Raw genomic sequence first — 21,046 nt, forward strand, 5'->3', positions numbered from 1 at the left:
GGTCAGCGCTCGTTTTTACGCCTCGAAGGACACGCGGCGAGCGGCGAGTCCGGCGACCACGAGGAGACTGACCACCGCGGCGAGGACCCCGACCGGCGTGTCGAACCCGCCGGCTGCCCAGTCCGTGTCGAAGACCGCGCCGAAGTAGGCCGCCGCGTCGCTCCCGTGGAGTACCACCACGACCTCCCGGTTCTCCGTCGCCGCCTGCTCGTTCCAGTTGAGGCTGCCGACGACGACGCGCTCGTCGTCGACGACTGCGCCTTTCGCGTGTATCTTTTCGTAGCGGCCGTCGGGGTCGGCCACCTTGGCCGCCAGCGCCGCGTCGTTGCGCTTGGCCCACTCCCGGAACCGCTTTGCCGTCCGTGCGTTCTCCTCGCGGACGTACCACGCGTCACTGAGGAGCAGGCGGACCTCGACGCCGCGGGATGCCGCTCGACGGAGCGCCCGGAGTAGCGGGCTGTCCCAGTCCCCGACTGTCGGCTGGACGACGTCGACGGAGTCGTCCGCGCTGTCTATCGTCGCGACGAGCTCTCCCTGCGCGTTGTCCGGGGTGACCAGGAGGTCCGTCCGCCGGACCGTCACCGACTCTGCCGAAAAGCGGGTCTGATACTCCCCAGTTGCCGGCTCTCCGCGCTCGAACTGCCGGCCCCGACGGTACTGCCCCCACGACTTGCTGTCCTGCCAGCCGGCGTCGGAACGGAACGTCCGGTTCAACCCCGCGACGACCCGCGGCTGTGCCGTCACCACGCCCCAGCCCCGACTGCTGTTGCCGCCGGTGCCAGCGGGCTTCCAGTTTTCCGTCAGCACGACGGCCTGCTCGTCGGCGACGGCGTACTTGGCGTGGTGGTAGCGGTATCTGGCGCGCGAGCCTGTCAATACCCGAACCGGGACGCCGGCCTCGGTCAGCCGGTCGAGGGTGCGGGCTTCCGCGGCGGTGCGGCTACCGACCGGTTCACCTTCGAGAAGGACGCGGACTGTCGCGCCGCGGCGCTGGGCGGCGATGAGGGCGTCGGCGACCCTGGCCGAGGAGAGTGTGTACCCGGCCAGGTACACCCGCTCGTCGGCGTTTCGGATCGGCCGAATCGGAGCAGCGGGTGTATCCGGCAGCGTGAACGCACGGACCTCGCCACCGGCGGCCCTGACGACGGGGCGGTCGGTCGCGCCAAGCGGTCGCCAGCGGACGACCGAGCCGTGCACGACGCCGAGTTCGCCCTCCGCCGGGTCGGCGTACCGGACGGCGTCGACGGTCCGGTTACCGCGCTGGAGTCGGATACGCTCGCCGCTGTTTGCCAGCCCGAGGTGTCCACCGAGGCCCACGACCGCCCAGTCGGTGAGCGTCCGGGTCCGGTTCGGTGCCGTCGAGAGGACGACGCGCCCGCTAGCGGTCGTGTTCGGAACGGGGGCGGTGCTGTCGCCGTCGGTGACGGCGTACTCCCCGATGTTGGTCTCGTCAGGAATGCTGAGGACGACGAACTCCCCCTCGTCGCCGCCGGCGACGGGGTCCGGGTACACCGCGTGAATCGACGGCTCGTCGGGACCGCCGGCCGTCGTCGCGGTCGAAGCGGCCTGTCCGGTGGCGGTCTGTGGGGCCGTGGCTACGAGGACGAGCACGCAACAGACGAGTGTGAGCGACCGCATCGGGGCGTCTGGCCGCCCTTTCGCATAAAAAGGTTCCCGGGCTCAGGCGCTCGCCGCTTTCTCCGCCTCGGCCTGGACCAGATACGCGCGGTCGTCCGTATAGCGGGCGGCCTCGTCGAGGGCCGCTTCGGTCCCTATCTGTCGGAGCGCCCACGCGGCGGAGGCGCGAACTGAGTCGCTGTCGTCGGATTTGAGGACGTCGCTCAGCGGCTCGATAGCGCGAGTATCCCCAAGTAGGCCGAGGGCCCGAGCCGCGACCGAGCGGACCTCCTCACTGTCAGCGTCGAGCCGATTGGCGACCGGCTGGACCGACTCCGCACTGCCGATAGCGCCCAGCGCGCGGAGCGTGACCTTCTGGAGCGCGGGATCGCCGTCGCCGTCGATATAGTCGTGCAGCGTCTCGGTGGCGCGCTCGTCGCCGATTTTCCCCAGTACCTCGATGGGCCCCTTGTCGCGTTTCTGTGCGCGCTGGTGCATCGCGTCAAAGGCCGGCTCGGCGTCGCTCCCGAGGTTGTACAGGAGGTCGACGATGTAGCCGTCGAAGAACTCCGACCCGAGCTTGTCGTAGGCGAACAGCACCTGCTCGAAGTCCCCTTCTTCGGCGTGGAGCTTTGCGGCGTTCCACTCCGGCGGGAAGTCTTTTCGGTTCTCGTTCGTCAGGATGTCGTAGAACCCACGCGCGTCGAGTTGCTCCTGCACTGTGAGGTCGTCCCAGACTTCGGCATCTTCGAGCCCCGTTTCTAGCGTCTCGGCCGCTTCGAGAAGGCCCTCGATAGTCTCAGCGTCCTCGTCGGGGTCGAGGTTTGCCGAGTCGATGGCGTCGGCGACTGTACTCAGTGCGTCCCCGGCAGCGACGAAATCGCCGCCCGTGTCGGCGTCGTGGTCGACGAACTCCGCGCTTTCGTCGAGGAACGTCTCGACGGCGTCCTGAGCCTCGGCCTCTCCGTCGTCGGTCCACTCGCTGTCGGTGACAGTGTCGGCGGCGTCGGAAACGATGGCGACGACATCCTCGGCGTAGGGGCCGCGCTGTGCACCGAGATCGTCGCGGAGGTCGGAGAGCTGTGACTCCAGTTCCTCCCGGGGGTCATCGGCGTCATCGTCGTCCTCGTCGGGTTCGGGCAGGTCAGCGGCTTCGAGGTCGCTCTCGATGTCGTCGAGGGACGACTCAACGTCGTCGAGGTCGGCTTCCGTCTCTGCGGCCTCTAACGCGTCGCCGGCCTCTGTGAGACGCGATTCCAGTTCTTCGGCGGTCACGTCGCTCCCATCTGCCTCGGCGTCGTCCGACGCGTCGGCCTCGTCGTCCCCGTTGCTCATGTCCAAGACTGTGTCGGAGCGGGCCAAGAGCGTTTTCCTTTCGCGGCGGCGGTTGCGTCCCGTCGCTGCCGGGCCAACGAGCAAAGAATATGTATCGGGAGTTGCAGTGCCATGGGTAGCGAGCATGACTGACGCGACACCACCGGACGACGGACAAAACCCGACCACACCGGAGGAACCGGAAACCGCCGGCTTCGTCGAGTACGGCATCGACGACAAGCCGCCGCGAAAGCAGGCGATACTGCTCGGCGTCCAGCACTACCTGACGATGATCGGCGCGTCCGTGGCGATTCCGCTCGGACTCGCGGGCGCGATGGGCATGTTCGAGGCCGCGCCGGAGCAGGTCGGCCGTCTCATCGGGACGTTCTTCGTCGTCTCCGGCATTGCGACGCTCGCCCAGACGACGCTCGGAAACAGGTACCCGATCGTTCAGGGCGGAACGTTCTCAATGCTTGCACCCGGGCTGGCCATTATCGGCGTGCTGGCCCAGCAGGGCGCAGGCTGGCAGACCATGCTCGTAGAGCTACAGGGGGCCGTCATCGTCGCTGGTATCGTCGAGATGGTAATCGGCTACAGCGGTCTCATGGGAAAGCTGAAGCGGTACGTCGGTCCGGTCGTCATCGCGCCGGTCATCGCGCTCATCGGCCTCTCGCTGTTTAACGTCCCACAGATAGCGAACCCGAACTTCGGCGACCCGGGGACCGGTCAGAACTGGTGGCTGCTCGGGCTGACAATGCTCTCGATTATCGCGTGTTCACAGTACCTCGACCGACGCCACCGGGCGTTCAAGCTCTTTCCCGTACTCTTGGGTATTCTGTTTGCGTGGACTGTCGCAGCCCTGCTCTCGGTCACCGGCGTCTTTACCTCGGGTTCGGTCAGCTACGTCTCGCTCGGTTCGGTCGCGAGCGCACCGCTTGTCCAGCCCATCTACCCGTTCCAGTGGGGGCTCCCGCAGTTCACGCCGGGTTTCATCGTCGGGATGTTCGCTGGAATGCTCGCCTCCGTCGTCGAGAGCTTCGGCGACTACCACTCCGTCGCCCGCATCGCCGGCCGCGGCGCGCCGAACAGCCATCGGATCAACGACGGTATCGGCATGGAGGGAGTCGGAAACGTGTTCGCTGGCATCATGGGCACCGGCAACGGCTGCACCTCCTACACTGAGAACGTCGGCGCAATCGCCATCACCGGCGTCGCGTCCCGCTACGTCGTACAGATTGGCGCTGCGGTGATGATTCTGGTCGGCTACTTCGGACCAGCGGGCCAGTTGTTCGCGACCATTCCGTCGCCAATCATCGGCGGCCTCTATATCGTCATGTTCGGACAGATCGCCGCCGTGGGCCTCTCACAGCTCAAGTACGTCGACCTCGATGCCAACCGAAACGTCTTCATCGTCGGCTTCGCGCTCTTTGCCGGTCTCGCAGTCCCTGAGTACATGAGCCAGGTCGGCCAGGGGATGGACGTCGGCGGTGCAACGGCCCTCCAGCAGGGCCTCGCGGCCGTGCCGGTGCTGGGGAGCGTCCTCGGAACCGATGTGGTTGCGACAACGCTGTTCGTCATGGGCGGGACCGGGATGGTCGTCGGTGGCATTGTCGCCTTCATCCTCGACAACACCGTGCCCGGGTCCCGCGAGGAACGCGGCCTCGCGGCCTGGGCCGCGCTCACAGAAGACGACAGTGAATACGTCTCAGCAGCAGACCGGATCCGCGGCCGCGGCGGCGATCGTCCGTCCGCGGTGAGCGACGACTGACCGTGGGCGAGGACGGCGACGGCACGACCGCAGGCACCGAACTACCCGTCGACACCGAGCAGTACACGGGCACACTCCGAACCGGCGGGACTATCGTCCTCGGTGCTGACCGCCTTGTGGTCGACCGCGATGACGAGCCGGTGGTCGTCGACCTCGACGACGTGGTCGAGGTGAGTCTGCAGGACATCGACTGGTTTCTCGCGGTGATGAGCGCCGCGCTGGTCGGGTTCGGCCTGCTGTCGCTCGGCCGGTCCGTCCTCCTCGGCGGGGCCTTCGCTGTCGCTGGTGCCGTCAGCCTCGCACTCACCTACCGCAAACGGTACGCACTCAGGATACGGGTCGCCGGCCGTGCCGACCCGCTCAGGTGCTTCCCCGCGGACCCACAGACGTTGCGTGCCGAATTAGAGCAGGTGCTGACCGACTGACCGGAAACCGCCCACACTTACGCCGGTCCCCGTCACAGTGGGTCGTATGTCCGCAGACAGCGTCCAGTCGCTCATCGACCAGTTACACGACGAAGCCGAGATGGACCGGCCGAACGACCTGACGCCCGACGTCGGCATCATCATGGGATCTGACTCGGACCTGCCGACGATGGCCGGCGGGCAGGGCAAGCGGCCGGGAGCTTACGCCGCGCTCGCGGACGAACTCGGCTTCGAGGAACAGACGGACTACACCGACGCGCCCGAGAGCCGCTTCACCTTCGAGACGTTCGTCTGCTCGGCCCACCGGACGCCAGATCTGATGTACGCGTACGCGGAGACGGCCGCCGACCGCGGTGTCGACGTTATTATCGCCGGTGCTGGCGGCAAATCCGCGGACCTGCCGAACATGACCGCCAGCATCGCCTATCCGCTGCCTGTCATCGGTGTCCCAGTGCAGGAGAAGTCCGTCGACTCGGTCATCGGGATGCCACAGGGCGCGCCCATCACCGCGGTCGACGCCGGCAAGTCCTTCAACGCCGCGCTCTCCGCGGTACAGATTCTCGCACGACAGTACGACGAACTCCGTGACCGCCTCGTCTCATATCACGAGGGTCTGCAGACTGACGTCGGCGAGGCGTCACGTGATCTCCACGAACTCGGGACGCCCGGATTCAAACGCGAGTACTGGGACGAGTGAACAGCGGGGGGACACACCTGGGTGGTGTGGCGGATGCAGGGCACTTTCGGTCTGAGAGCGCGTCGGCTCTTAAAGACCCACAGGGCCGAAAAACCGAACAATGAACCCTTATATGCGAGTACTTCTAACCGACAGACGATAGGAGATACCGGAATGAGTAATCCATGGATCGCCATCGGCGCGCTCGCGGTCGTGGCACTGGCCATCCCACTGACGATGATGGCAGTTTCGAGCCTCTTGCGGCCCAGCGTGCCGGAACAAGGCAAACGCACCACCTACGAGTCCGGTGAAGTGCCGACTGGCAGCAGTCGACAGATCAAGTTTAATATCCAGTACTACATGGTCGCGCTGCTGTTCGTCGTCTTCGACATCGAGACCGTCTTCATTTTCCCGTGGACGGTCATCTACAGCGACGCCGTCGCTGCGGTCGGGATGACCCAGGCACTGCTACCGATGGTCGTATTCATCGGAATTCTCGCCGTTGGACTCGGTTGGGCCTGGCGTAACGGTGCAGTTCAGTGGGTGCGCAGTCCGCGCGCCACGAAGGGGGCAGACACATATGAGTAGTGACCAGACACCACCGGCCGTCGAAGACGTATCGACACAGGAAGCCCGCATGGGTGACGGGGCCGACGACCGCTTCAACTCGACGCTACGCGAGGCGTTCGGGTCGACGCCGTTCATCCTGACCAAGTTCGACAAGTTCATGAACTGGGTCCGGGGCTCCTCGATGTTCATGCTGCAGTTCGGGATCGCCTGCTGTAGCATCGAGATGATCCACACCTACGCGATCAAGCACGACCTCGACCGCTTCGGTTCGGGGGTGCCACGCGCGTCCCCGCGCCAAGCGGACGTTATCATCGTCCCGGGGACCATCGTCTCGAAGTTCGCCCCGCGGATGAAGCGTGTCTACGATCAGATGCCCGAGCCGAAGTTCGTCGTCTCGATGGGATCCTGTACCATTTCCGGCGGCCCGTTCCAGGAAGGGTACAACGTCATCAAGGGCGCGGAAGAGGTCATTCCGGTCGACATCCACGTGCCGGGCTGTCCGCCACGCCCCGAGGCACTCATCTACGGCGTCGCCAAGCTGCAAGAGCGCATCGCCGAGGGTGAGTCCTCGCCAGTGACCGTCAAGCCCTACGAACTGGAGCAGTTCGGTGATCTCGAACAGGACGAGCTCGTGGACAAACTCGCCAGCGAAATCGACGAGGAAGACCTCGTCATGCGGTACAACTGGAACGACTCTCCATAACTTGCCATGAGTTTAGAAAAACCATCACGCGATACGGCGCTCGATGTCGGCGTTACGGAGGACGGCCTCGATTACGACGCGCTCGCGGACTTGCTCGGGGGCCATGTCCTCGACCGCGAGGAGCACGTCAACGCCGAGGGGTTCGTCATCCGTCCCGACGAAGTCCAGGAAGTCCTCTCGACGCTGAAAGAGGAAGCTGGATTCGACCACTGCGCCTGTGTCACGGCACAGGAGTACGACGACCGGTACGAATCCATCTACCACCTGCGGAAGTACAACGACCCGACACAGGAACTGTCGATTGTCGTCCCGTCGCCGAAGGACGACCCGCACAACGAGTCGGCCGCTCGCGTCTACGACACCGCGGACTGGCACGAGCGGGAGGCCTATGACCTGGTCGGCATCGACTACGACGACCATCCAGACCTCCGGCGCATCCTGCTGCCTGAGACCTGGCAGGGCCATCCCCTGAGCCAAGACTACAATCAGGACCAGCCACAGATCGTCTCACTGCGCGAGCACGCGAACCCGTTGAAAGACGACAAGCGCAGCGAGGACGACCCGGACACGATGTTCGTCAACATCGGGCCGCACCACCCGGCGACTCACGGCGTGCTCCACGTCGAGACGGTGCTTGACGGCGAGCAGATCGCCGACCTCGAACCCGACATCGGCTACCTGCACCGCTGTGAGGAGCAGATGTGTCAGCAGGGCACCTACCGTCACCAGATCATGCCGTACCCGGACCGGTGGGACTACATTTCCGCTGGGATCCTCAACGAGTGGGCGTACGCGCGCGCCGCCGAAGACCTCGCGGATATCGAGGTCCCCGAGTACGCGCAGGTCATCCGGACGATGGCCGCAGAGATGTGCCGCATCGCCTCCCACGAACTCGCGCTGGCGACGTTCGCGCTGGACGTGTTCGGCGACTTCACCGCCGTCTTCCAGTACGGCATCCGCGACCGCGAAATCGTCCAGAACCTGCTCGAAGATCTGACCGGCCAGCGGCTGATGTTCAATTACCTCCGGCTGGGCGGGGTCGCCTGGGACCTGCCCGAGCCCCGCGAGGAGTACTTCGAGAAGATCCGCGACTTCCTCGATGACCTCCCGCACAAGCTCGAAGAAATCCACGACCTCGTCACCGGGAACGAGATTTTCCAGATGCGGTGTGTCGACACCGGCGTCCTCTCCCCGGAGCAGGTCAAGCAGTACGGCGCGACCGGCCCCGTGGCACGCGGCTCCGGCGTCGACTACGACATCCGGCGCGATGACCCGTACGGCTACTACGACGAACTCGACTGGAACGTCGTCACCGAGCAAGGCGGCGACAACTTCAGTCGCGTTCTCGTCCGCCTCCGCGAGGTCGAAGAGTCCGCCCGCATCATCGAGCAGTGTGTCGACCTGCTAGAGCAGTGGCCGGAAGACGACCGCGAGATTCAGGCCAACGTCCCGCGGACGCTCCGCCCGGACCCCGACAAGGAGATCTACCGCTCCGTCGAGGGTGCGAAGGGCGAACTCGGCATCTACATCCGCTCGGACGGGACGGACAAGCCGGCCCGGTTCAAGATCCGCAGCCCGTGCTTCTCGAACCTGCAGACGCTGCCGGAGATGTCCCAGGGCGAGTACATCCCTGACATGATCGCCTCGCTCGGGAGCCTCGACATCGTGCTCGGGGAGGTGGACCGGTAATGCAGTCGGCGCCGTTACCGGAAACGCTCGCGAACCTGCTGGGGCTGGATCCCAACAGCACGGCCGTGATGATCGTGCTGAGCCTCGTCGGGGCCGGACTCATCGGGACACTCATGATGACGAACACGGCGCTTGCCGGCCCGTGGGCGAAGCGAAAGATTACGGCCGCGTTCACTGACCGCATCGCCGTCGACCGCATCGGTCCGTACGGGCTGTTCATCATCGTGGCCGACGCCGTCCGGCTGCTGTCGAAGGAACTCATCGTTCCCGAAGGCGTCGACCGACCGGCGTGGGACCTCGCGCCGCTGATTATCGCCAGTACCGCGCTGCTTGGCTTCGCCGTGATTCCGATGGGGAACGGCATCCACCTCGCCGACCCCGAAGTCGGGCTGGCGTACGTGTTCGCCGTGGCCTCGACCACGTCGATCGGTCTCGTGATGGCCGGCTACGCATCGAACAACAAGTACTCGTTCCTCGGCGGGCTGCGCGCCGTCGCGCAGAACCTCGCCTACGAGATCCCGCTCATTCTGACGGGCGCGTCGGTCGTCATCTTCGCCGGCTCGCTCCAGATGAGCGAAATCGTCGCGGCCCAGCAGCAGTCGCTGATCGGCCCGCTGCCGTCGTGGTACGCGTTCGTGAACCCATTCGCGTTCGTGCTGTTCATGATCGCGAACCTCGCGGAGGTCGGCCGGAACCCGTTCGACATCCCGGAAGCGCCGACCGAGATTGTCGCCGGCTACCAGACCGAGTACTCCTCAGTGTACTTCGTCCTGATCTACCTCGGGGAGTTCATCCACATCTTCCTCGGTGGGGCGATCATCGCTACGATCTTCCTCGGTGGACCGGCCGGTCCGGTTCTCCCGGGCATCGTCTGGTTCCTCATCAAGATCTGGGGCGTCTTCCTGTTCACGCAGTGGGCCCGCTCGGCGGTGCCCCGCGTCCGGATCGACCAGCTCATCGAAATCGGCTGGAAGGGAATGCTGGTGCTCTCGCTGGCGAACCTGCTGCTGACTGCCGTTATTGTCGGGGTGACCGTCTGATGACGGCCACACGAACCGACCCGCGAGCGACCGGAGGTGACCTGTCATGATTGGAATCCTGAAATCAATGGCGACGACGATGAAACACGCCCTCGACGGGGAGACGTTCACGGTGGAGTACCCGGACGTCGCCCCCGAGGTGAGTCCCCGCTTCCGCGGCGTCCACAAGTGGAGCCAGGAGCGGTGTATCTGGTGTCGGCAGTGTGAGAACGTCTGCCCGAACAACACCATCCAGATCGTGATGGACGAGCAGCGCAACGGCGAGCAGTACAACCTCCACATCGGCCAGTGTATCTACTGCCGGCTGTGTGAGGAGGTCTGCCCGACTGACGCGATTCTGCTGACCCAGAACTTCGAGTTCACCGCGGACACGAAAGACGAGTTCGCCTACGACAAGGAGCAACTCAAGAACGTGCCGTGGTACAAGGATATCGACCCGCTGGAGTCCCGCGAACCCGACCGGGGCGCGTGGATCGGCGAGGGCGACGGCGAAGTGGATTACCAGTAATCCCTTTTGCGGCGGATTTTATCGGGCTTCTCTTAGGACAGGCGTCGCGGCTCCTTCGTCCGTACGTGCCGAGGTGACGTGCTGCTCAGCGAGGCTGGCTTTCCAGTAGTACTCCCAGAGTAGACTGTCTCAATCGCCCGAACCCATCTAGATACTGATGCGTATTCTCCAGAAGGACAGAAGTGCCCCGAAATATGGGGGCCATACCGGCAAACAGTGGCTCTACTGGCGAGACGAAAGAGGAATCTTCAAAGGGACGCCGCAAAGAGTCTCCAAGTAAGATGGCACTGGCAGAGTCAATTGCGTTCGCGCTGTTCGCTATCGTAACGGTGAGCAGCGCTGCGGGCGTCGTGTTAGTCCGGGACGTCTGGCACTCGGCGCTGTTACTGGGCGTTTCACTCGTCAGCGTCGCAGTGTTCTACGTAATGAACCAGGCGGCGTTCGTCGCAACGATGCAGATCCTGGTGTACGTCGGCGGCGTCCTCGTTCTCATCACCTTCGCGGTGATGCTGACCCGCGAGGACGAGTCGGTGATCGAGGTGACACCATGACCACAAAGCCCGAACTACAGACGGAGGGGAGTTTCGTCGCTGGACTGGCCGCAATCGCCCTGTTCGTCGTCCTCGGTGCAGTGTTCATGGGCGTCTCGTTTCCCGCGCCAGCGGGCTTTGGCGAGGGAGCAGCAATAACTAAGAGCCTCGGCGCGGCGATGTTCGACATCGCTCCGAGCGCGATTATGGGCGAGGGTGAGACGGCTGTTCCCGGTGAAGGGTTCCTCGTTGCCTTCGAGACTATCGACATCGTGCTGGTAGCCGCACTCGTTGGGGCCGTCATGCTTGCCCGACGAGAGGGTGCTGGCGAGTCAGTAACACTCGGTGTCGAAACCACGGATGACGACGACATGGCTGTTGCCGCTGACGGTGGCCCGGGGGGTGACGACTCGTGATTCCGGCTGAGACGTACCTCCTCCTGTCGGCGGCCATATTCTGTATCGGTCTGTTCGGCATCCTCACCCGACGGAACGCGCTCATCTTCCTGATGTCCGTCGAGTTGATGCTGAACGCTGCGAATATCAACCTCGTCGCGTTCTCGCTGCAACACGGGAACCTCACCGGCCAGGTGTTCACCCTGTTCACGATGGCACTCGCCGCCGCGGAGGTCGCCATCGGCATCGGTATCGTCCTGGTCCTGTACCGCAACTTCACAGACGTGGACGTGACGAAGGCGACGACGATGAGGTGGTAACAGATGGCTGCATTCACATACGCTCCGGCGATTGTCCTGCTGCCGTTCGTATCGTTCCTCGTCGCGCTGTTCGCCGGCGACCGCATGCCGAAAGGCGGCGCGTTAGCTGGCATCACCGCGACGGGCGGGTCGCTCCTGCTATCGATCTGGGTCGCGCTGACGGTGGCTGGCGGTGAGGTTCACAACGAGATACTGTACACGTGGACCGCAAGCGTCGAGTCGCTCCGGCTGAACTTCGGCCTGCTGCTCGACCCGCTGTCTGCGCTCATGCTGCTTATCGTCTGTCTCATATCCTTCCTCGTCCACATCTTCTCGCTCGGCTACATGAACGACGAGGGCGAGACCGGTCTCCCGCGCTATTACGCCGGGCTCGGCCTGTTCACGGCGAGCATGCTCGGGTTCGTCGTCGCCAACAATCTCCTGATGGCGTTCATGTTCTTCGAGCTGGTGGGCCTGTGTTCGTATCTGCTCATCGGCTTCTGGTTCCGTCAGGACGGCCCGCCGAGCGCCGCGAAGAAGGCGTTCCTCGTCACCCGCTTCGGTGACTACTTCTTCCTCATCGGCGTCGTCGGCATCTTCGCCACCTTTGGGACCGGCCTCTTCGCCCCCATTACGCAGGGCGGCGAAGTAGTTGCCGAGAGTTTCCCGATGCTGGCCGAACACGCTATCGTCGACGGCGAGGTCGAAGGTATCGCGATGCTGGAGACGGTCGGCATGGGACCACAGGCCTGGTTCACTGTGCTTGGCCTCCTCGTGCTGGGCGGTGTGGTCGGTAAGTCCGCGCAGTTCCCGCTGCACACGTGGCTGCCTGACGCGATGGAAGGTCCGACGCCGGTCTCGGCGCTGATTCACGCAGCGACGATGGTTGCAGCCGGTGTGTACCTCGTCGCACGGATGTACGGCTTCTACGCGCTCTCGCCGACGGCGCTGGCCGTCATCGCTCTCATCGGCGGCTTCACCGCACTGTTTGCGGCAACGATGGGCCTGGTCAAACAGGAAATCAAACAAGTACTCGCGTACTCCACCATCTCCCAGTACGGGTACATGATGCTCGCGCTGGGGTCGGGTGGCTACATCGCCGCTGTCTTCCACCTGACCACCCACGCCGTGTTCAAGGCGCTGCTCTTCCTCGGCGCGGGGTCGGTCATCATCGCCATGCACCACAACGAGAACATGTGGGACATGGGCGGTCTGAAAGACCGGATGCCAGTGACCTACTGGACGTTCCTCGCCGGCTCGCTCGCACTGGCCGGTATCGTTCCGTTCGCCGGCTTCTGGTCCAAGGACGAGGTGCTGTACGAGGCACTCATCCACGGCTTCGGTACTGAGGGCGGCCTCGGGACGGCCTACCTCGTCGCGTACGCGATGGGGCTGCTGGCCGTGTTCTTCACCGGCTTCTACACCTTCCGGATGGTGTACCTGACCTTCCACGGCGACGCCCGCTCGGACACTGCACGCGACCCCGAGCCCGTCCGCTGGAACGTCAAGGGCCCGCTGACGGTCCTTGGCATCCTCGCCACAACCATCGGGTTCATTAACATGGCCCCGGTCAAGAAGCTCACCGGCGCGGAAATCGACTTCCTCCACAAGTGGCTGACCGGGCCCGAAGAGGGCGGCTGGCCAGCCCTTCTCTCGACGGACCTACACCACTACGAGGAACTGCTCCACAATGTGCCCCACGTCGACCCAGCGTATCCGCTAGGTGGTGAGACCGGGACGCTGCTGGTTTCAGCAGCCCTCTCACTCGGGCTGGCACTCACCGGCGTGCTCGTTGCTCGGGGTCTCTATGCTGGTGCCGACCCGGTTGAGCATACCGACAAGCTTGGCAGTCTGAAGACGCTACTCATGCACAACTACTACCAGGACGAATATCAGGTGTGGCTCGCGACGGGTGTCACCTACCCGCTCGCCCGTGTGATGAACAAGTTCGACCAGGGTGTCGTCGACGGTGTCGTCAACGGCATCTCCAGCGTGAGCCTGTTCGGCGGCAGCCGCATCCGACGAATCCAGTCCGGCGTCGTCAGCAACTACGCGACGCTGCTGACGCTTGGACTCGTGCTCTTGCTTGCTGCCTTCGGCGTCATGGGAGGGTGGTTCTAGATGTGGGTCGCTGCGCTTCTGCTCGTGACCCTGCTGGGAACCGGTCTCGTGTTCCTCTCGCCTGACCGGTACGCCGGAAAGCTCGCCGCTGCCGTCAGTGCGGTGCCAGCGCTTGGCAGCCTCTACATGTACTGGGTGTACCTCACGCAGTACGGCGGCACGGGGAACGCCCTGCTGTCGCCCGCCGACATCGCATTCGGCCAGCAGATCCCGTGGATCACGCTGGGTGAACTGGAAGTGTCGTACTACGTTGGCCTCGACGGCATCAGCATGCCGCTGCTCGCGCTGACGACGGTCCTGACGACGCTCGCAATCGTCTCGGCGTGGACGCCCATCGACGAGCGCCAGTCCCAGTTCTACGGATTGATGCTGTTCATGGAAGTGAGCCTCATCGGCGTGTTCTCCGCGCTCGATTTCTTCCTCTGGTTCGTCTTCTGGGAGGGCGTCCTCATCCCGATGTACCTGCTCATCGGAGTCTGGGGCGGTCCGCGCCGGAAGTACGCCGCCATCAAGTTCTTCGTCTACACGAACGTGGCGTCGCTGATCATGTTCGCGGGCCTGTTCGCGCTCGTGTTCAGTACTGGTCTCACGTCGCTGTCTCTGCCCGCGATGGCTGAGGCGTTCCGCACCGCGAGCGGACTCCCGACCATCGCCGGCGTCAACCTGATGACCATCTCCTTCATCATGATGTTCTTCGGGTTCGCGGTGAAGGTGCCCGTCTTCCCGCTACACACGTGGCTCCCTGACGCTCACGTCGAGGCCCCGACACCGGTGTCGGTTATGCTGGCCGGGGTCCTCCTGAAGATGGGGACCTACGCACTGCTGCGGTTCAACTTCACGATGCTTGCGGACACAGCACGGGCGCTTGCGGTTCCGCTTGCAATCATCGGCGTCGTCAGCGTCATCTACGGCGCGATGCTCGCGCTGGCACAGCGCGACCTCAAGCGAATCGTCGCCTACTCATCGATTTCGTCGATGGGTTATGTCATCCTTGGGCTGGTCGCGTTCACGCCCTACGGCATGGGCGGGGCGACCTTCCAGATGATTGCCCACGGCCTCATCTCAGGGCTGATGTTCATGGCCGTCGGGGTCATCTACAACACGACCCACACGCGGATGGTCGGCGACATGTCCGGCCTCGCGGACAGGATGCCCTGGACGGTCGGCATCTTCGTCGCCGCCGCCTTCGGCTACATGGGCCTGCCGCTGATGGCCGGCTTCGCCGGGGAGTACTTCATCTTCCAGGGCTCGTTCAACGCGCCGACGCTCGGCGGAGCCGCGCCGGTGTTGACTTCGCTGGCGATGTTCGGCATCGTCATCGTCGCCGGCTACCTGCTGTGGGCCATGCAGCGCACGCTGTTCGGTGCCTTCAGCCTGGAGACCGACTACGAGGTCAGCCCGGCCGCGTTCCACGACGTCGCGCCGCTGGCCGTGTTGCTCCTGCTGGTCATCGCACTCGGTGTCGCGCCGGACCTCTCCTTTGCTATGATACAGGACTCGATATCACCGGTTCTCGAAATCGGAGGTGGTGCATAGATGGTCGCACTCCCTGACTGGATGGCGCTCGCCCCGGCACTCTCGCTGGCCTTCGCCTCCCTGGTGTTGCTGCTGTCGGACTCAGTCAACCCAGACACGACGAACACGGGGCTGCTGGCTGGTATCTCGGCGCTTGGGTCACTGGTCTCCTTCGGCTTCGCCGGCTGGTTTATTACCGCCGGCACCGGGATGGCAAACGGCACCGGCGTCGCGCTGTTCAATGACCAGCTCGTCGTCGACCAGATGGCCCTGTTCTTCATGGCCATCGTCGGTAGCGTCACGACCCTAGTCGTGCTCGCGAGCTACGACTACGTCGCTGAGCACAGCTACCAGGCCGAGTTCTTCGCACTGGTTCTGCTGTCTGCGACCGGGATGAGTATCCTCAGTGCGGCCAACAGCCTGGCAACGGCCTTCGTCGCACTCGAGCTTGTGTCGCTGCCGTCCTACGCACTCGTCGCCTTCCTCAAGGAAAACAAGGGCAGCGTCGAGGCAGGACTGAAGTACTTCCTCATCGGCGCGGTGTCCTCGGCAGTGCTGGCCTACGGCATCTCGCTGGTGTACGCTGCGACGGGCGTGCTTCGATTCGACGGCGTCGCAACAGCTATTTCCAGTGGCACGATCCAGACCATATCCGAGGGGTCGATACAGGCCCAGTCCGGTGAGCCAGCCGTCCCGATGGCTATCCTCGGCGTCGGTATCCTGATGATCATCGGTGGCGTCGCGTTCAAGACCGCCTCCGTGCCGTTCCACTTCTGGGCACCAGAGGCGTACGAAGGCGCACCAGCACCGATCTCGGCGTTCCTCTCCTCGGCGTCGAAGGCCGCCGGTTTCGTGCTGGCGTTCCGTGTCTTCGCTGTCGCCTTCCCCATTGGCGACCTGCTCGCCGCTGGTGGAGCGATCAACTGGGTGATGGCGTTCCAGATCCTCGCCATCGCGACGATGTTCATCGGGAACTTCGCCGCCGCGACTCAGGAGACAGTCAAGCGGATGCTGGCCTACTCCAGCGTCGGCCACGCCGGCTACGTCCTCATCGGCCTCGCCGCCGTCTCTGGCTCCGGCGAGGGACTGAGCCTCAGCCTGAGCGCCGGGATGTCTCACCTGCTCGTCTACGGCTTCATGAACACGGGCGCGTTCCTGTTCATCGCGCTGGCCGAGTACTGGGGCGTCGGCCGACGCTTCGAGGACTACAACGGCCTCGGCAAGGAAGCGCCAGTCGCCTGCGCGGCGATGACGGTGTTCCTCTTTAGCCTCGCCGGCCTGCCTATCGGCGGCGGGTTCTTCTCGAAGTTCTACCTGTTCTCGGCGACCCTCAACGTGGGCGCGTGGTCGCTGGCCGCCGCGCTTATCATCAACAGCGCACTCAGCCTGTTCTACTACTCCCGCGTCGTCAAGGCGATGTGGATCGAAGAACCGAACGGCAGCCGGACCATCGAGTCCTATCCGATGGGACTGTACACCGCCGTGGTTGGTGCCGCGGTCGTGACTGTCCTGCTCGTCCCCGGCTTCAACCGCGTTTCTGAAATCGCGTTCCAGGCCGCGCAGTTGCTGTAAGCGCGGTTCGACGCGTCTTCTTACGCCGACTCGTAGACGAACACCCCGCCGCTCTCGCGTTTCTCGACGCGGCCAGTGACTTCGAGTACGTCCAAGTGACCGACAGCCTCGCTCATCCCGGCGAAGTACTCCGTAGCTGGGAGATCGCCGAACAGCGCCGTCATCACGTCGCTGGGCGTCGTCGCGCCGCCGGAGACGATGTCTGCGACCTCTGCGGTACGCTGGTCGTGTTCCGCGAGGATGTCATCGATGCGTTCCCGCGGTGATTCGACTGGCTCGCGATGGCCGGTGAGAAAGCGGTCGTGACCCTGCTCACGGAGCCACCGTAGCGAGTCGTTGAACGCCGGCAACACCCGCGGCCGCGTCCCGCTCTCGTCGGGCACCTGCAGGAACGGATTGGGCGTGATGTCGCCCAGCACGTTGTCGCCGACAATCGCTTCACGACGACCCTGCAAATCGTACGAGAAGATGATTTCGCCCGCGGAGTGGCCCTGCACGGTGTCGATGATTAGTTCTGTGTCGTCGACGGTGACGGTGTCACCGGCTGTGAGCGCGCGGTCGGTGTCGACACTCTGGGCATATGGCAGGAAGGCTTCCGGTAACTGTGTGACCGTTTCGGCAGTCTCGCGTGAGACACCGCACCGCTCGAAGAAATCCGCAAAGTAGGACTGTTCGGTGTGTAGTTGCGCCGCGAAATCACGCATGATCGCTGCCCCCGGTTCGCTGGCGAGGACACGCGCCCCCCGCTCAGCGAACCGGTTTGCCATACCGAAATGGTCCGGGTGCGGATGTGTGACTAGCACCTGCTCGATGTCGGCCGGTGACAGCTCGCGCGCTTCGAGCGCCTCGATCAGACGCGACCACGCTTCCTCACTGTCGGGTCCCGGATCAACAATCGTTCGACGCGCGATGTATGCATTGACTGGCCCGACCTGAAACGGCGTCGGAATCGACACCCGTGTGAACATATCGCCTCGTTGCAGGTGGCGGCGCAAAACAGTTCGTACCCGCACGACACGTTTACTATCGTGGGCGCTCGCTGTCCCCCGGTTAGCCGTAGTTCTGCACTGTTTTCCGGGCACAAGAGATATATTCGTCCTTCGCGTAGGGACAGATATGAACAAGCACTTCGAAGACGCACGGTACTACCTGAAACGCGCCGGGGAGACCGCTACCAAAGGCGTCAAAGAAGAACTCGAACCGGTCGAGGAGCGGTTCCGCGAACTCACCGGGAAGGAGGAAGAGCCCGAACCCAGCCGACTGGAGGCGGTCAAAGCGGACCTGAAGGAGCTACAGGAGAAAGCCGAAGGTGAGGCCGAGGACGCCATCGCCGACGCCCGCAAGAAAATCGGCGAGTATCGCGGTGCCGAAGAGACCGAAGCGTAGTCGGAAAGCAATTCTTAAGGGATGCGCTCGAATAGAGTTGAGTGCGTCGGGTTGGTGATCTAGTTCGGTTATGATACCTCCTTCACACGGAGGAAGTCGGCGGTTCGAATCCGCCCCAACCCATCCGTTCGCTTCACACTTTTGACCGAGACCAGTCCTCTCGAAGCAGGTCCTGCCACAGCGACGTCCACGTGAATCCCGACCTGCCGCCGCACAGACTGTCGGATATCCGCCGGCGATAGTAACTCACACGGACGAGCGGAGCGTACCCGACCGCTTTTACCGCTCGGTAAACTATAGAGGGTATGACCAGCAGCGAGTCCCACGCGTTGGCCGACGGCCCCGTCGCCGGGGAGACGGTTCGCCACGGGACGGGCGTGAATTCGAACCGCGCGTTCCCGACGGAGGGGTATCCGCACAACCTCGACCCGTTCGTCCTGTTCGAGCAGTTCTACATCGACCACGACGAGGGGTTCCCGATGCACCCACACCGCGGCTTCGAGATAGTCTCGTACATGATTGAGGGCGGCATGGAACACGAGGACTCCCTCGGGGTCACGAACACGGCCTACGAGAACGACGCGATGCGAATCACCACTGGCAGTGGGATACGCCACTCCGAGTTCCCCGCCGACGGGCGGGCCTGTACGGGCCTCCAGCTCTGGGTGAACCTGCCGTGGGCGCAGAAGGAGGTCGACCCGGACTACGTCGACGCGAGGGCCGAGGAGCTGCCGACGGCCCAGCGGGACGGCGCGACGGTCACGACGGTCGTCGGCGACGGCTCGCCCATCGGCCTCCAGACGCCGATGGAGTACCTGGACGTGACCGTCGCCGGCGCGTGGACGTGGTCGGTGCCCGACGAGTGGGCCGGGTTCGTCTACGGCGTCGGCGGCAGCGGGACGGTCGAGGGACGGCCCCTCGCCGCCGGTGACATCCTGCCGGTCACTGACGCGCGGTCGGTGACGCTGCGGAGCGACTCGTCGCTCCGGGCCGTCGCCGTCTCGGGCCGCCCGCACGGGGAGCCGATTCGACAGCGTGGTCCGTTCGTCCTGTGAGAGCCGCCGTGGTGACTCGCTGACGGCCGAGAGCGGGTGTCCGTTCGAGGCTGGACACGTTTTACCAAATGGTAAGACTCTTTTGCGGGCGACCCCTGCCGTGACATATGGCAGATGTTGCAGTTGTCGGCGGTGGTCCCGCCGGTCTGAGTGCGGCACAGTACGCTGCGAAAAACGACCTCGAAACGATCGCCTTCGATACGGACGAGTCGTGGATGCACAAAGCGCACCTGTTCAATTACCCCGCCGTCCGGTCCATTAGCGGCGAGGAGTTCCTCACCATCGCCCGCGGGCAGGCCCGCGACCGGGGTGCGACGCTCCACGAGACGGAGGTCACCGGCATCGGGCAGACCGACGACGGGTTCGTCCTGACGACGGACGAGGACGAGTACACCGCGGAGTACGTTGTCCTGGCGACCGGCGGCGACCGGAGCCTCGCCGAGGACCTCGGCTGTGCGTTCACCGACGAGGACGTCGTCGACGTGACTGTCGACATGGAAACGTCCGTCGAGAACGTCTACGCGACCGGTGCGATGGGCCGAGCGGAGAAGTGGCAAGCGGTCATCGCAGCCGGTGACGGCGCGGCCGCCGTCCTCGACATTCTCTCGAAAGAGAAAGGCGAGTACTACCACGACTTCGACATGCCGTCAGACGTGCCGGAACTCTAATGATGCAGTCAGATTCGGCTCCCACAATGAATGCCGCTACTATCCCAAATCGCACTGTTGGAAACGCTCGCGTGCCGTCGGTGGTGAGCGCCTGATGACACCCGAACTCAACGTCGTGTTGCTCGTTGTCGGTCGTGTCCTCTTCGGCGGCGTCCTCGCCTTTACTGGCCTGAGTCACTTCACGCAGACCGAACAGATGGCCGGTTACGCCGAGTACAAGGGGCTCCCAGCGCCGCGACTCTCCGTCCTCGCGTCAGGTGGGCTCCTCATCCTCGGTGGGCTCGGTGTAACCGTGGGCGTCTTCCCAGTCGTCGCGGCGGTCTGTCTCGCCGCGTTCCTCATCGTCTCGGCGGTCGCGATGCACGACTTCTGGGCCGTGCCCGACGAGGACCGACAGGACGAACTGAACAGTTTCCTGAAGAACGTGACACTCGCGGGCGGGGCACTCGTCGTCGCCGCGTCAGCAACTGGTACATGGGCGCTCAGCGTCGGCATCAGCCCCCTCTGACGCTGGCTGTTCGGCCCAATCTACTGAGACGGGTACAGTGAGTCGAGAATGAAGTCGTTGACGGCCCGCTTGGCTTCGTCGGGTGCGTCCTCGTGGCCGAGCGCGATCCGTCGGCCGCGGGCCGCGTGAATCACGTCCGTGATGAGCTGGCCCATCAAGTCAGCATCGACATCGCGAAACGCGCCCTGCTCAACTCCGTCTTCGATGACAGTCGAGATGCTTTCTCGAAGGCGGTCGTAGTGCTCGTTGAACAGCGCTCGGTGCTCCGCGTCGTTTTGCGCGTAGGCGTACAGTTCGTGGTACACCTTCATCCGGTCCCAGTGCGAGAAGTCCTCGAACTCCGGACCGAACAGACATCGATCGATGCGGACATCAAGCTCCGTCCGGGGGTCGGTTTCGTCGTCAACCTCGACGCTGCCCTCGTACTGGTCGATAATATACTCCAAAAACGACGAAATCAGGTCGTACTTGCCGTCGAAATGGTAGTGGATCACCTGCCGGGACATCTCCATTTCCTCGCCGATATCCCGGACCCGCAAGTCCTTGTAGCCGTGCTTGCTCAGCGCCCGAAAGGTTGCCTCCATGATGACCTCTCGGGTGTCCTGTGGCGTGCTCTGCCCGTCCGATTCGCTCATGCCCTGTTTTATCGTGGTAGGCACATATCGGTTTCTCCATCCGGCGGGATTG

22 protein-coding genes and 1 tRNA gene are annotated in these 21,046 nt (G+C 64.1%); 19 read left to right on the forward strand and 4 right to left on the reverse strand.

Going from position 1 to position 21,046, the window contains the following annotated elements:
• Positions 1 to 15: 15 nt before the first annotated feature.
• Positions 16 to 1,638, reverse strand: a complete 1,623-nt coding sequence (locus DVK01_RS00720) for a phosphatidylserine/phosphatidylglycerophosphate/cardiolipin synthase family protein (RefSeq protein ID WP_121535104.1) — start codon at positions 1,636 to 1,638, stop codon at positions 16 to 18.
• Positions 1,639 to 1,680: 42 nt separating this feature from the next.
• Entirely contained in the window at positions 1,681 to 2,952 is a 1,272-nt protein-coding gene (locus tag DVK01_RS00725; RefSeq protein ID WP_101350484.1) for a HEAT repeat domain-containing protein, read from the reverse strand.
• A gap of 124 nt (positions 2,953 to 3,076) precedes the next feature.
• On the opposite strand from DVK01_RS00725, the gene DVK01_RS00730 reads away from it, so the two are divergent.
• The 14 genes from DVK01_RS00730 (at position 3,077) to DVK01_RS00795 (ending at position 16,742) form a co-directional block, all read left to right on the forward strand.
• A complete protein-coding gene (locus DVK01_RS00730; RefSeq protein WP_121535105.1) occupies positions 3,077 to 4,699 on the forward strand; it encodes a uracil-xanthine permease family protein in 1,623 nt (540 codons plus the stop codon).
• Between the two features lie 2 nt (positions 4,700 to 4,701).
• A complete protein-coding gene (locus DVK01_RS00735) occupies positions 4,702 to 5,124 on the forward strand; it encodes a hypothetical protein (RefSeq protein WP_101350486.1) in 423 nt (140 codons plus the stop codon).
• Positions 5,125 to 5,170: 46 nt separating this feature from the next.
• Complete coding sequence (locus DVK01_RS00740) at positions 5,171 to 5,821, forward strand: AIR carboxylase family protein (protein ID WP_101350487.1); 651 nt, start codon at positions 5,171 to 5,173, stop codon at positions 5,819 to 5,821.
• A 153-nt stretch (positions 5,822 to 5,974) separates the two neighbouring features.
• Complete coding sequence (locus DVK01_RS00745) at positions 5,975 to 6,388, forward strand: NADH-quinone oxidoreductase subunit A (protein ID WP_101350488.1); 414 nt, start codon at positions 5,975 to 5,977, stop codon at positions 6,386 to 6,388.
• Positions 6,381 to 7,073, forward strand: coding sequence for an NADH-quinone oxidoreductase subunit B (locus tag DVK01_RS00750; RefSeq protein WP_004957101.1), 693 nt, complete (start codon positions 6,381 to 6,383; stop codon positions 7,071 to 7,073). The genes DVK01_RS00745 and DVK01_RS00750 overlap by 8 nt, the downstream gene beginning before the upstream one ends.
• A gap of 6 nt (positions 7,074 to 7,079) precedes the next feature.
• Complete coding sequence (locus DVK01_RS00755) at positions 7,080 to 8,762, forward strand: NADH-quinone oxidoreductase subunit D (RefSeq protein ID WP_101350489.1); 1,683 nt, start codon at positions 7,080 to 7,082, stop codon at positions 8,760 to 8,762.
• Positions 8,762 to 9,802 carry a complex I subunit 1 family protein gene (locus DVK01_RS00760; protein ID WP_101350490.1) on the forward strand — a complete coding sequence of 347 codons (1,041 nt, stop codon included), beginning with the start codon at positions 8,762 to 8,764 and terminating at the stop codon, positions 9,800 to 9,802. Before DVK01_RS00755 ends, DVK01_RS00760 begins: the two co-directional genes overlap by 1 nt.
• 46 nt (positions 9,803 to 9,848) lie before the next feature.
• Positions 9,849 to 10,310, forward strand: a complete 462-nt coding sequence (locus DVK01_RS00765; RefSeq protein ID WP_004518194.1) for an NADH-quinone oxidoreductase subunit I — start codon at positions 9,849 to 9,851, stop codon at positions 10,308 to 10,310.
• 281 nt (positions 10,311 to 10,591) lie between these two features.
• Positions 10,592 to 10,861, forward strand: a complete 270-nt coding sequence (locus DVK01_RS00770; RefSeq protein WP_053968987.1) for an NADH-quinone oxidoreductase subunit J — start codon at positions 10,592 to 10,594, stop codon at positions 10,859 to 10,861.
• The gene (locus tag DVK01_RS00775) at positions 10,858 to 11,256 is read left to right on the forward strand and encodes a proton-conducting membrane transporter (protein ID WP_101350491.1); all 399 of its coding nucleotides are present in this window, start codon (positions 10,858 to 10,860) and stop codon (positions 11,254 to 11,256) included. The genes DVK01_RS00770 and DVK01_RS00775 overlap by 4 nt, the downstream gene beginning before the upstream one ends.
• A complete protein-coding gene (gene nuoK / locus DVK01_RS00780; protein WP_053968985.1) occupies positions 11,253 to 11,555 on the forward strand; it encodes an NADH-quinone oxidoreductase subunit NuoK in 303 nt (100 codons plus the stop codon). The genes DVK01_RS00775 and nuoK overlap by 4 nt, the downstream gene beginning before the upstream one ends.
• 3 nt (positions 11,556 to 11,558) lie before the next feature.
• A complete protein-coding gene (nuoL, locus tag DVK01_RS00785) occupies positions 11,559 to 13,655 on the forward strand; it encodes an NADH-quinone oxidoreductase subunit L (RefSeq protein WP_121535106.1) in 2,097 nt (698 codons plus the stop codon).
• Complete coding sequence (locus DVK01_RS00790; RefSeq protein ID WP_101350493.1) at positions 13,656 to 15,191, forward strand: NuoM family protein; 1,536 nt, start codon at positions 13,656 to 13,658, stop codon at positions 15,189 to 15,191.
• Positions 15,192 to 16,742 carry an NADH-quinone oxidoreductase subunit N gene (locus DVK01_RS00795; RefSeq protein ID WP_101350494.1) on the forward strand — a complete coding sequence of 517 codons (1,551 nt, stop codon included), beginning with the start codon at positions 15,192 to 15,194 and terminating at the stop codon, positions 16,740 to 16,742. It begins immediately after the preceding gene.
• A 20-nt stretch (positions 16,743 to 16,762) separates the two neighbouring features.
• Here DVK01_RS00795 and DVK01_RS00800 read toward each other — a convergent pair whose 3' ends face one another.
• Entirely contained in the window at positions 16,763 to 17,710 is a 948-nt protein-coding gene (locus DVK01_RS00800; RefSeq protein WP_101350495.1) for an MBL fold metallo-hydrolase, read from the reverse strand.
• Between the two features lie 148 nt (positions 17,711 to 17,858).
• On the opposite strand from DVK01_RS00800, the gene DVK01_RS00805 reads away from it, so the two are divergent.
• The 5 genes from DVK01_RS00805 to DVK01_RS00825 all read left to right on the forward strand — a co-directional run bounded on the left by DVK01_RS00805 (position 17,859) and on the right by DVK01_RS00825 (position 20,359).
• Complete coding sequence (locus tag DVK01_RS00805; protein WP_101350496.1) at positions 17,859 to 18,128, forward strand: hypothetical protein; 270 nt, start codon at positions 17,859 to 17,861, stop codon at positions 18,126 to 18,128.
• A 48-nt stretch (positions 18,129 to 18,176) separates the two neighbouring features.
• Positions 18,177 to 18,251, forward strand: a tRNA-Val gene (locus DVK01_RS00810).
• Between the two features lie 182 nt (positions 18,252 to 18,433).
• Entirely contained in the window at positions 18,434 to 19,183 is a 750-nt protein-coding gene (locus DVK01_RS00815) for a pirin family protein (RefSeq protein ID WP_121535107.1), read from the forward strand.
• A gap of 107 nt (positions 19,184 to 19,290) precedes the next feature.
• Positions 19,291 to 19,851: an NAD(P)/FAD-dependent oxidoreductase gene (locus DVK01_RS00820; protein WP_101350498.1), complete on the forward strand. Its 561-nt coding sequence runs from the start codon at positions 19,291 to 19,293 to the stop codon at positions 19,849 to 19,851.
• Between the two features lie 94 nt (positions 19,852 to 19,945).
• Entirely contained in the window at positions 19,946 to 20,359 is a 414-nt protein-coding gene (locus DVK01_RS00825) for a DoxX family protein (protein ID WP_101350499.1), read from the forward strand.
• 20 nt (positions 20,360 to 20,379) lie between these two features.
• Here DVK01_RS00825 and DVK01_RS00830 read toward each other — a convergent pair whose 3' ends face one another.
• On the reverse strand, positions 20,380 to 20,994 hold the full coding sequence (locus DVK01_RS00830; protein WP_101350500.1) for a TetR/AcrR family transcriptional regulator: 615 nt from the start codon (positions 20,992 to 20,994) through the stop codon (positions 20,380 to 20,382).
• Between the last annotated feature and the right edge of the window lie 52 nt (positions 20,995 to 21,046).

This window comes from Haloarcula sp. Atlit-120R, assembly GCF_003665885.1.
Lineage (GTDB): Archaea > Halobacteriota > Halobacteria > Halobacteriales > Haloarculaceae > Haloarcula > Haloarcula taiwanensis.

What these genes read in the sequence shown, in the direction of transcription:
- DVK01_RS00720 (WP_121535104.1), bottom strand. Translation starts at nt 1,638, where the DNA reads ATGCGGTCGCTCACACTCGTCTGTTGCGTGCTCGTCCTCGTAGCCACG.
- DVK01_RS00725 (WP_101350484.1), bottom strand. Translation starts at nt 2,952, where the DNA reads ATGAGCAACGGGGACGACGAGGCCGACGCGTCGGACGACGCCGAGGCA.
- DVK01_RS00730 (WP_121535105.1), top strand. Translation starts at nt 3,077, where the DNA reads ATGACTGACGCGACACCACCGGACGACGGACAAAACCCGACCACACCG.
- DVK01_RS00740 (WP_101350487.1), top strand. Translation starts at nt 5,171, where the DNA reads ATGTCCGCAGACAGCGTCCAGTCGCTCATCGACCAGTTACACGACGAA.
- DVK01_RS00745 (WP_101350488.1), top strand. Translation starts at nt 5,975, where the DNA reads ATGAGTAATCCATGGATCGCCATCGGCGCGCTCGCGGTCGTGGCACTG.
- DVK01_RS00750 (WP_004957101.1), top strand. Translation starts at nt 6,381, where the DNA reads ATGAGTAGTGACCAGACACCACCGGCCGTCGAAGACGTATCGACACAG.
- DVK01_RS00755 (WP_101350489.1), top strand. Translation starts at nt 7,080, where the DNA reads ATGAGTTTAGAAAAACCATCACGCGATACGGCGCTCGATGTCGGCGTT.
- DVK01_RS00760 (WP_101350490.1), top strand. Translation starts at nt 8,762, where the DNA reads ATGCAGTCGGCGCCGTTACCGGAAACGCTCGCGAACCTGCTGGGGCTG.
- DVK01_RS00765 (WP_004518194.1), top strand. Translation starts at nt 9,849, where the DNA reads ATGATTGGAATCCTGAAATCAATGGCGACGACGATGAAACACGCCCTC.
- DVK01_RS00770 (WP_053968987.1), top strand. Translation starts at nt 10,592, where the DNA reads ATGGCACTGGCAGAGTCAATTGCGTTCGCGCTGTTCGCTATCGTAACG.
- DVK01_RS00775 (WP_101350491.1), top strand. Translation starts at nt 10,858, where the DNA reads ATGACCACAAAGCCCGAACTACAGACGGAGGGGAGTTTCGTCGCTGGA.
- nuoL (WP_121535106.1), top strand. Translation starts at nt 11,559, where the DNA reads ATGGCTGCATTCACATACGCTCCGGCGATTGTCCTGCTGCCGTTCGTA.
- DVK01_RS00790 (WP_101350493.1), top strand. Translation starts at nt 13,656, where the DNA reads ATGTGGGTCGCTGCGCTTCTGCTCGTGACCCTGCTGGGAACCGGTCTC.
- DVK01_RS00795 (WP_101350494.1), top strand. Translation starts at nt 15,192, where the DNA reads ATGGTCGCACTCCCTGACTGGATGGCGCTCGCCCCGGCACTCTCGCTG.
- DVK01_RS00800 (WP_101350495.1), bottom strand. Translation starts at nt 17,710, where the DNA reads ATGTTCACACGGGTGTCGATTCCGACGCCGTTTCAGGTCGGGCCAGTC.
- DVK01_RS00805 (WP_101350496.1), top strand. Translation starts at nt 17,859, where the DNA reads ATGAACAAGCACTTCGAAGACGCACGGTACTACCTGAAACGCGCCGGG.
- DVK01_RS00815 (WP_121535107.1), top strand. Translation starts at nt 18,434, where the DNA reads ATGACCAGCAGCGAGTCCCACGCGTTGGCCGACGGCCCCGTCGCCGGG.
- DVK01_RS00820 (WP_101350498.1), top strand. Translation starts at nt 19,291, where the DNA reads ATGGCAGATGTTGCAGTTGTCGGCGGTGGTCCCGCCGGTCTGAGTGCG.
- DVK01_RS00825 (WP_101350499.1), top strand. Translation starts at nt 19,946, where the DNA reads ATGACACCCGAACTCAACGTCGTGTTGCTCGTTGTCGGTCGTGTCCTC.
- DVK01_RS00830 (WP_101350500.1), bottom strand. Translation starts at nt 20,994, where the DNA reads ATGAGCGAATCGGACGGGCAGAGCACGCCACAGGACACCCGAGAGGTC.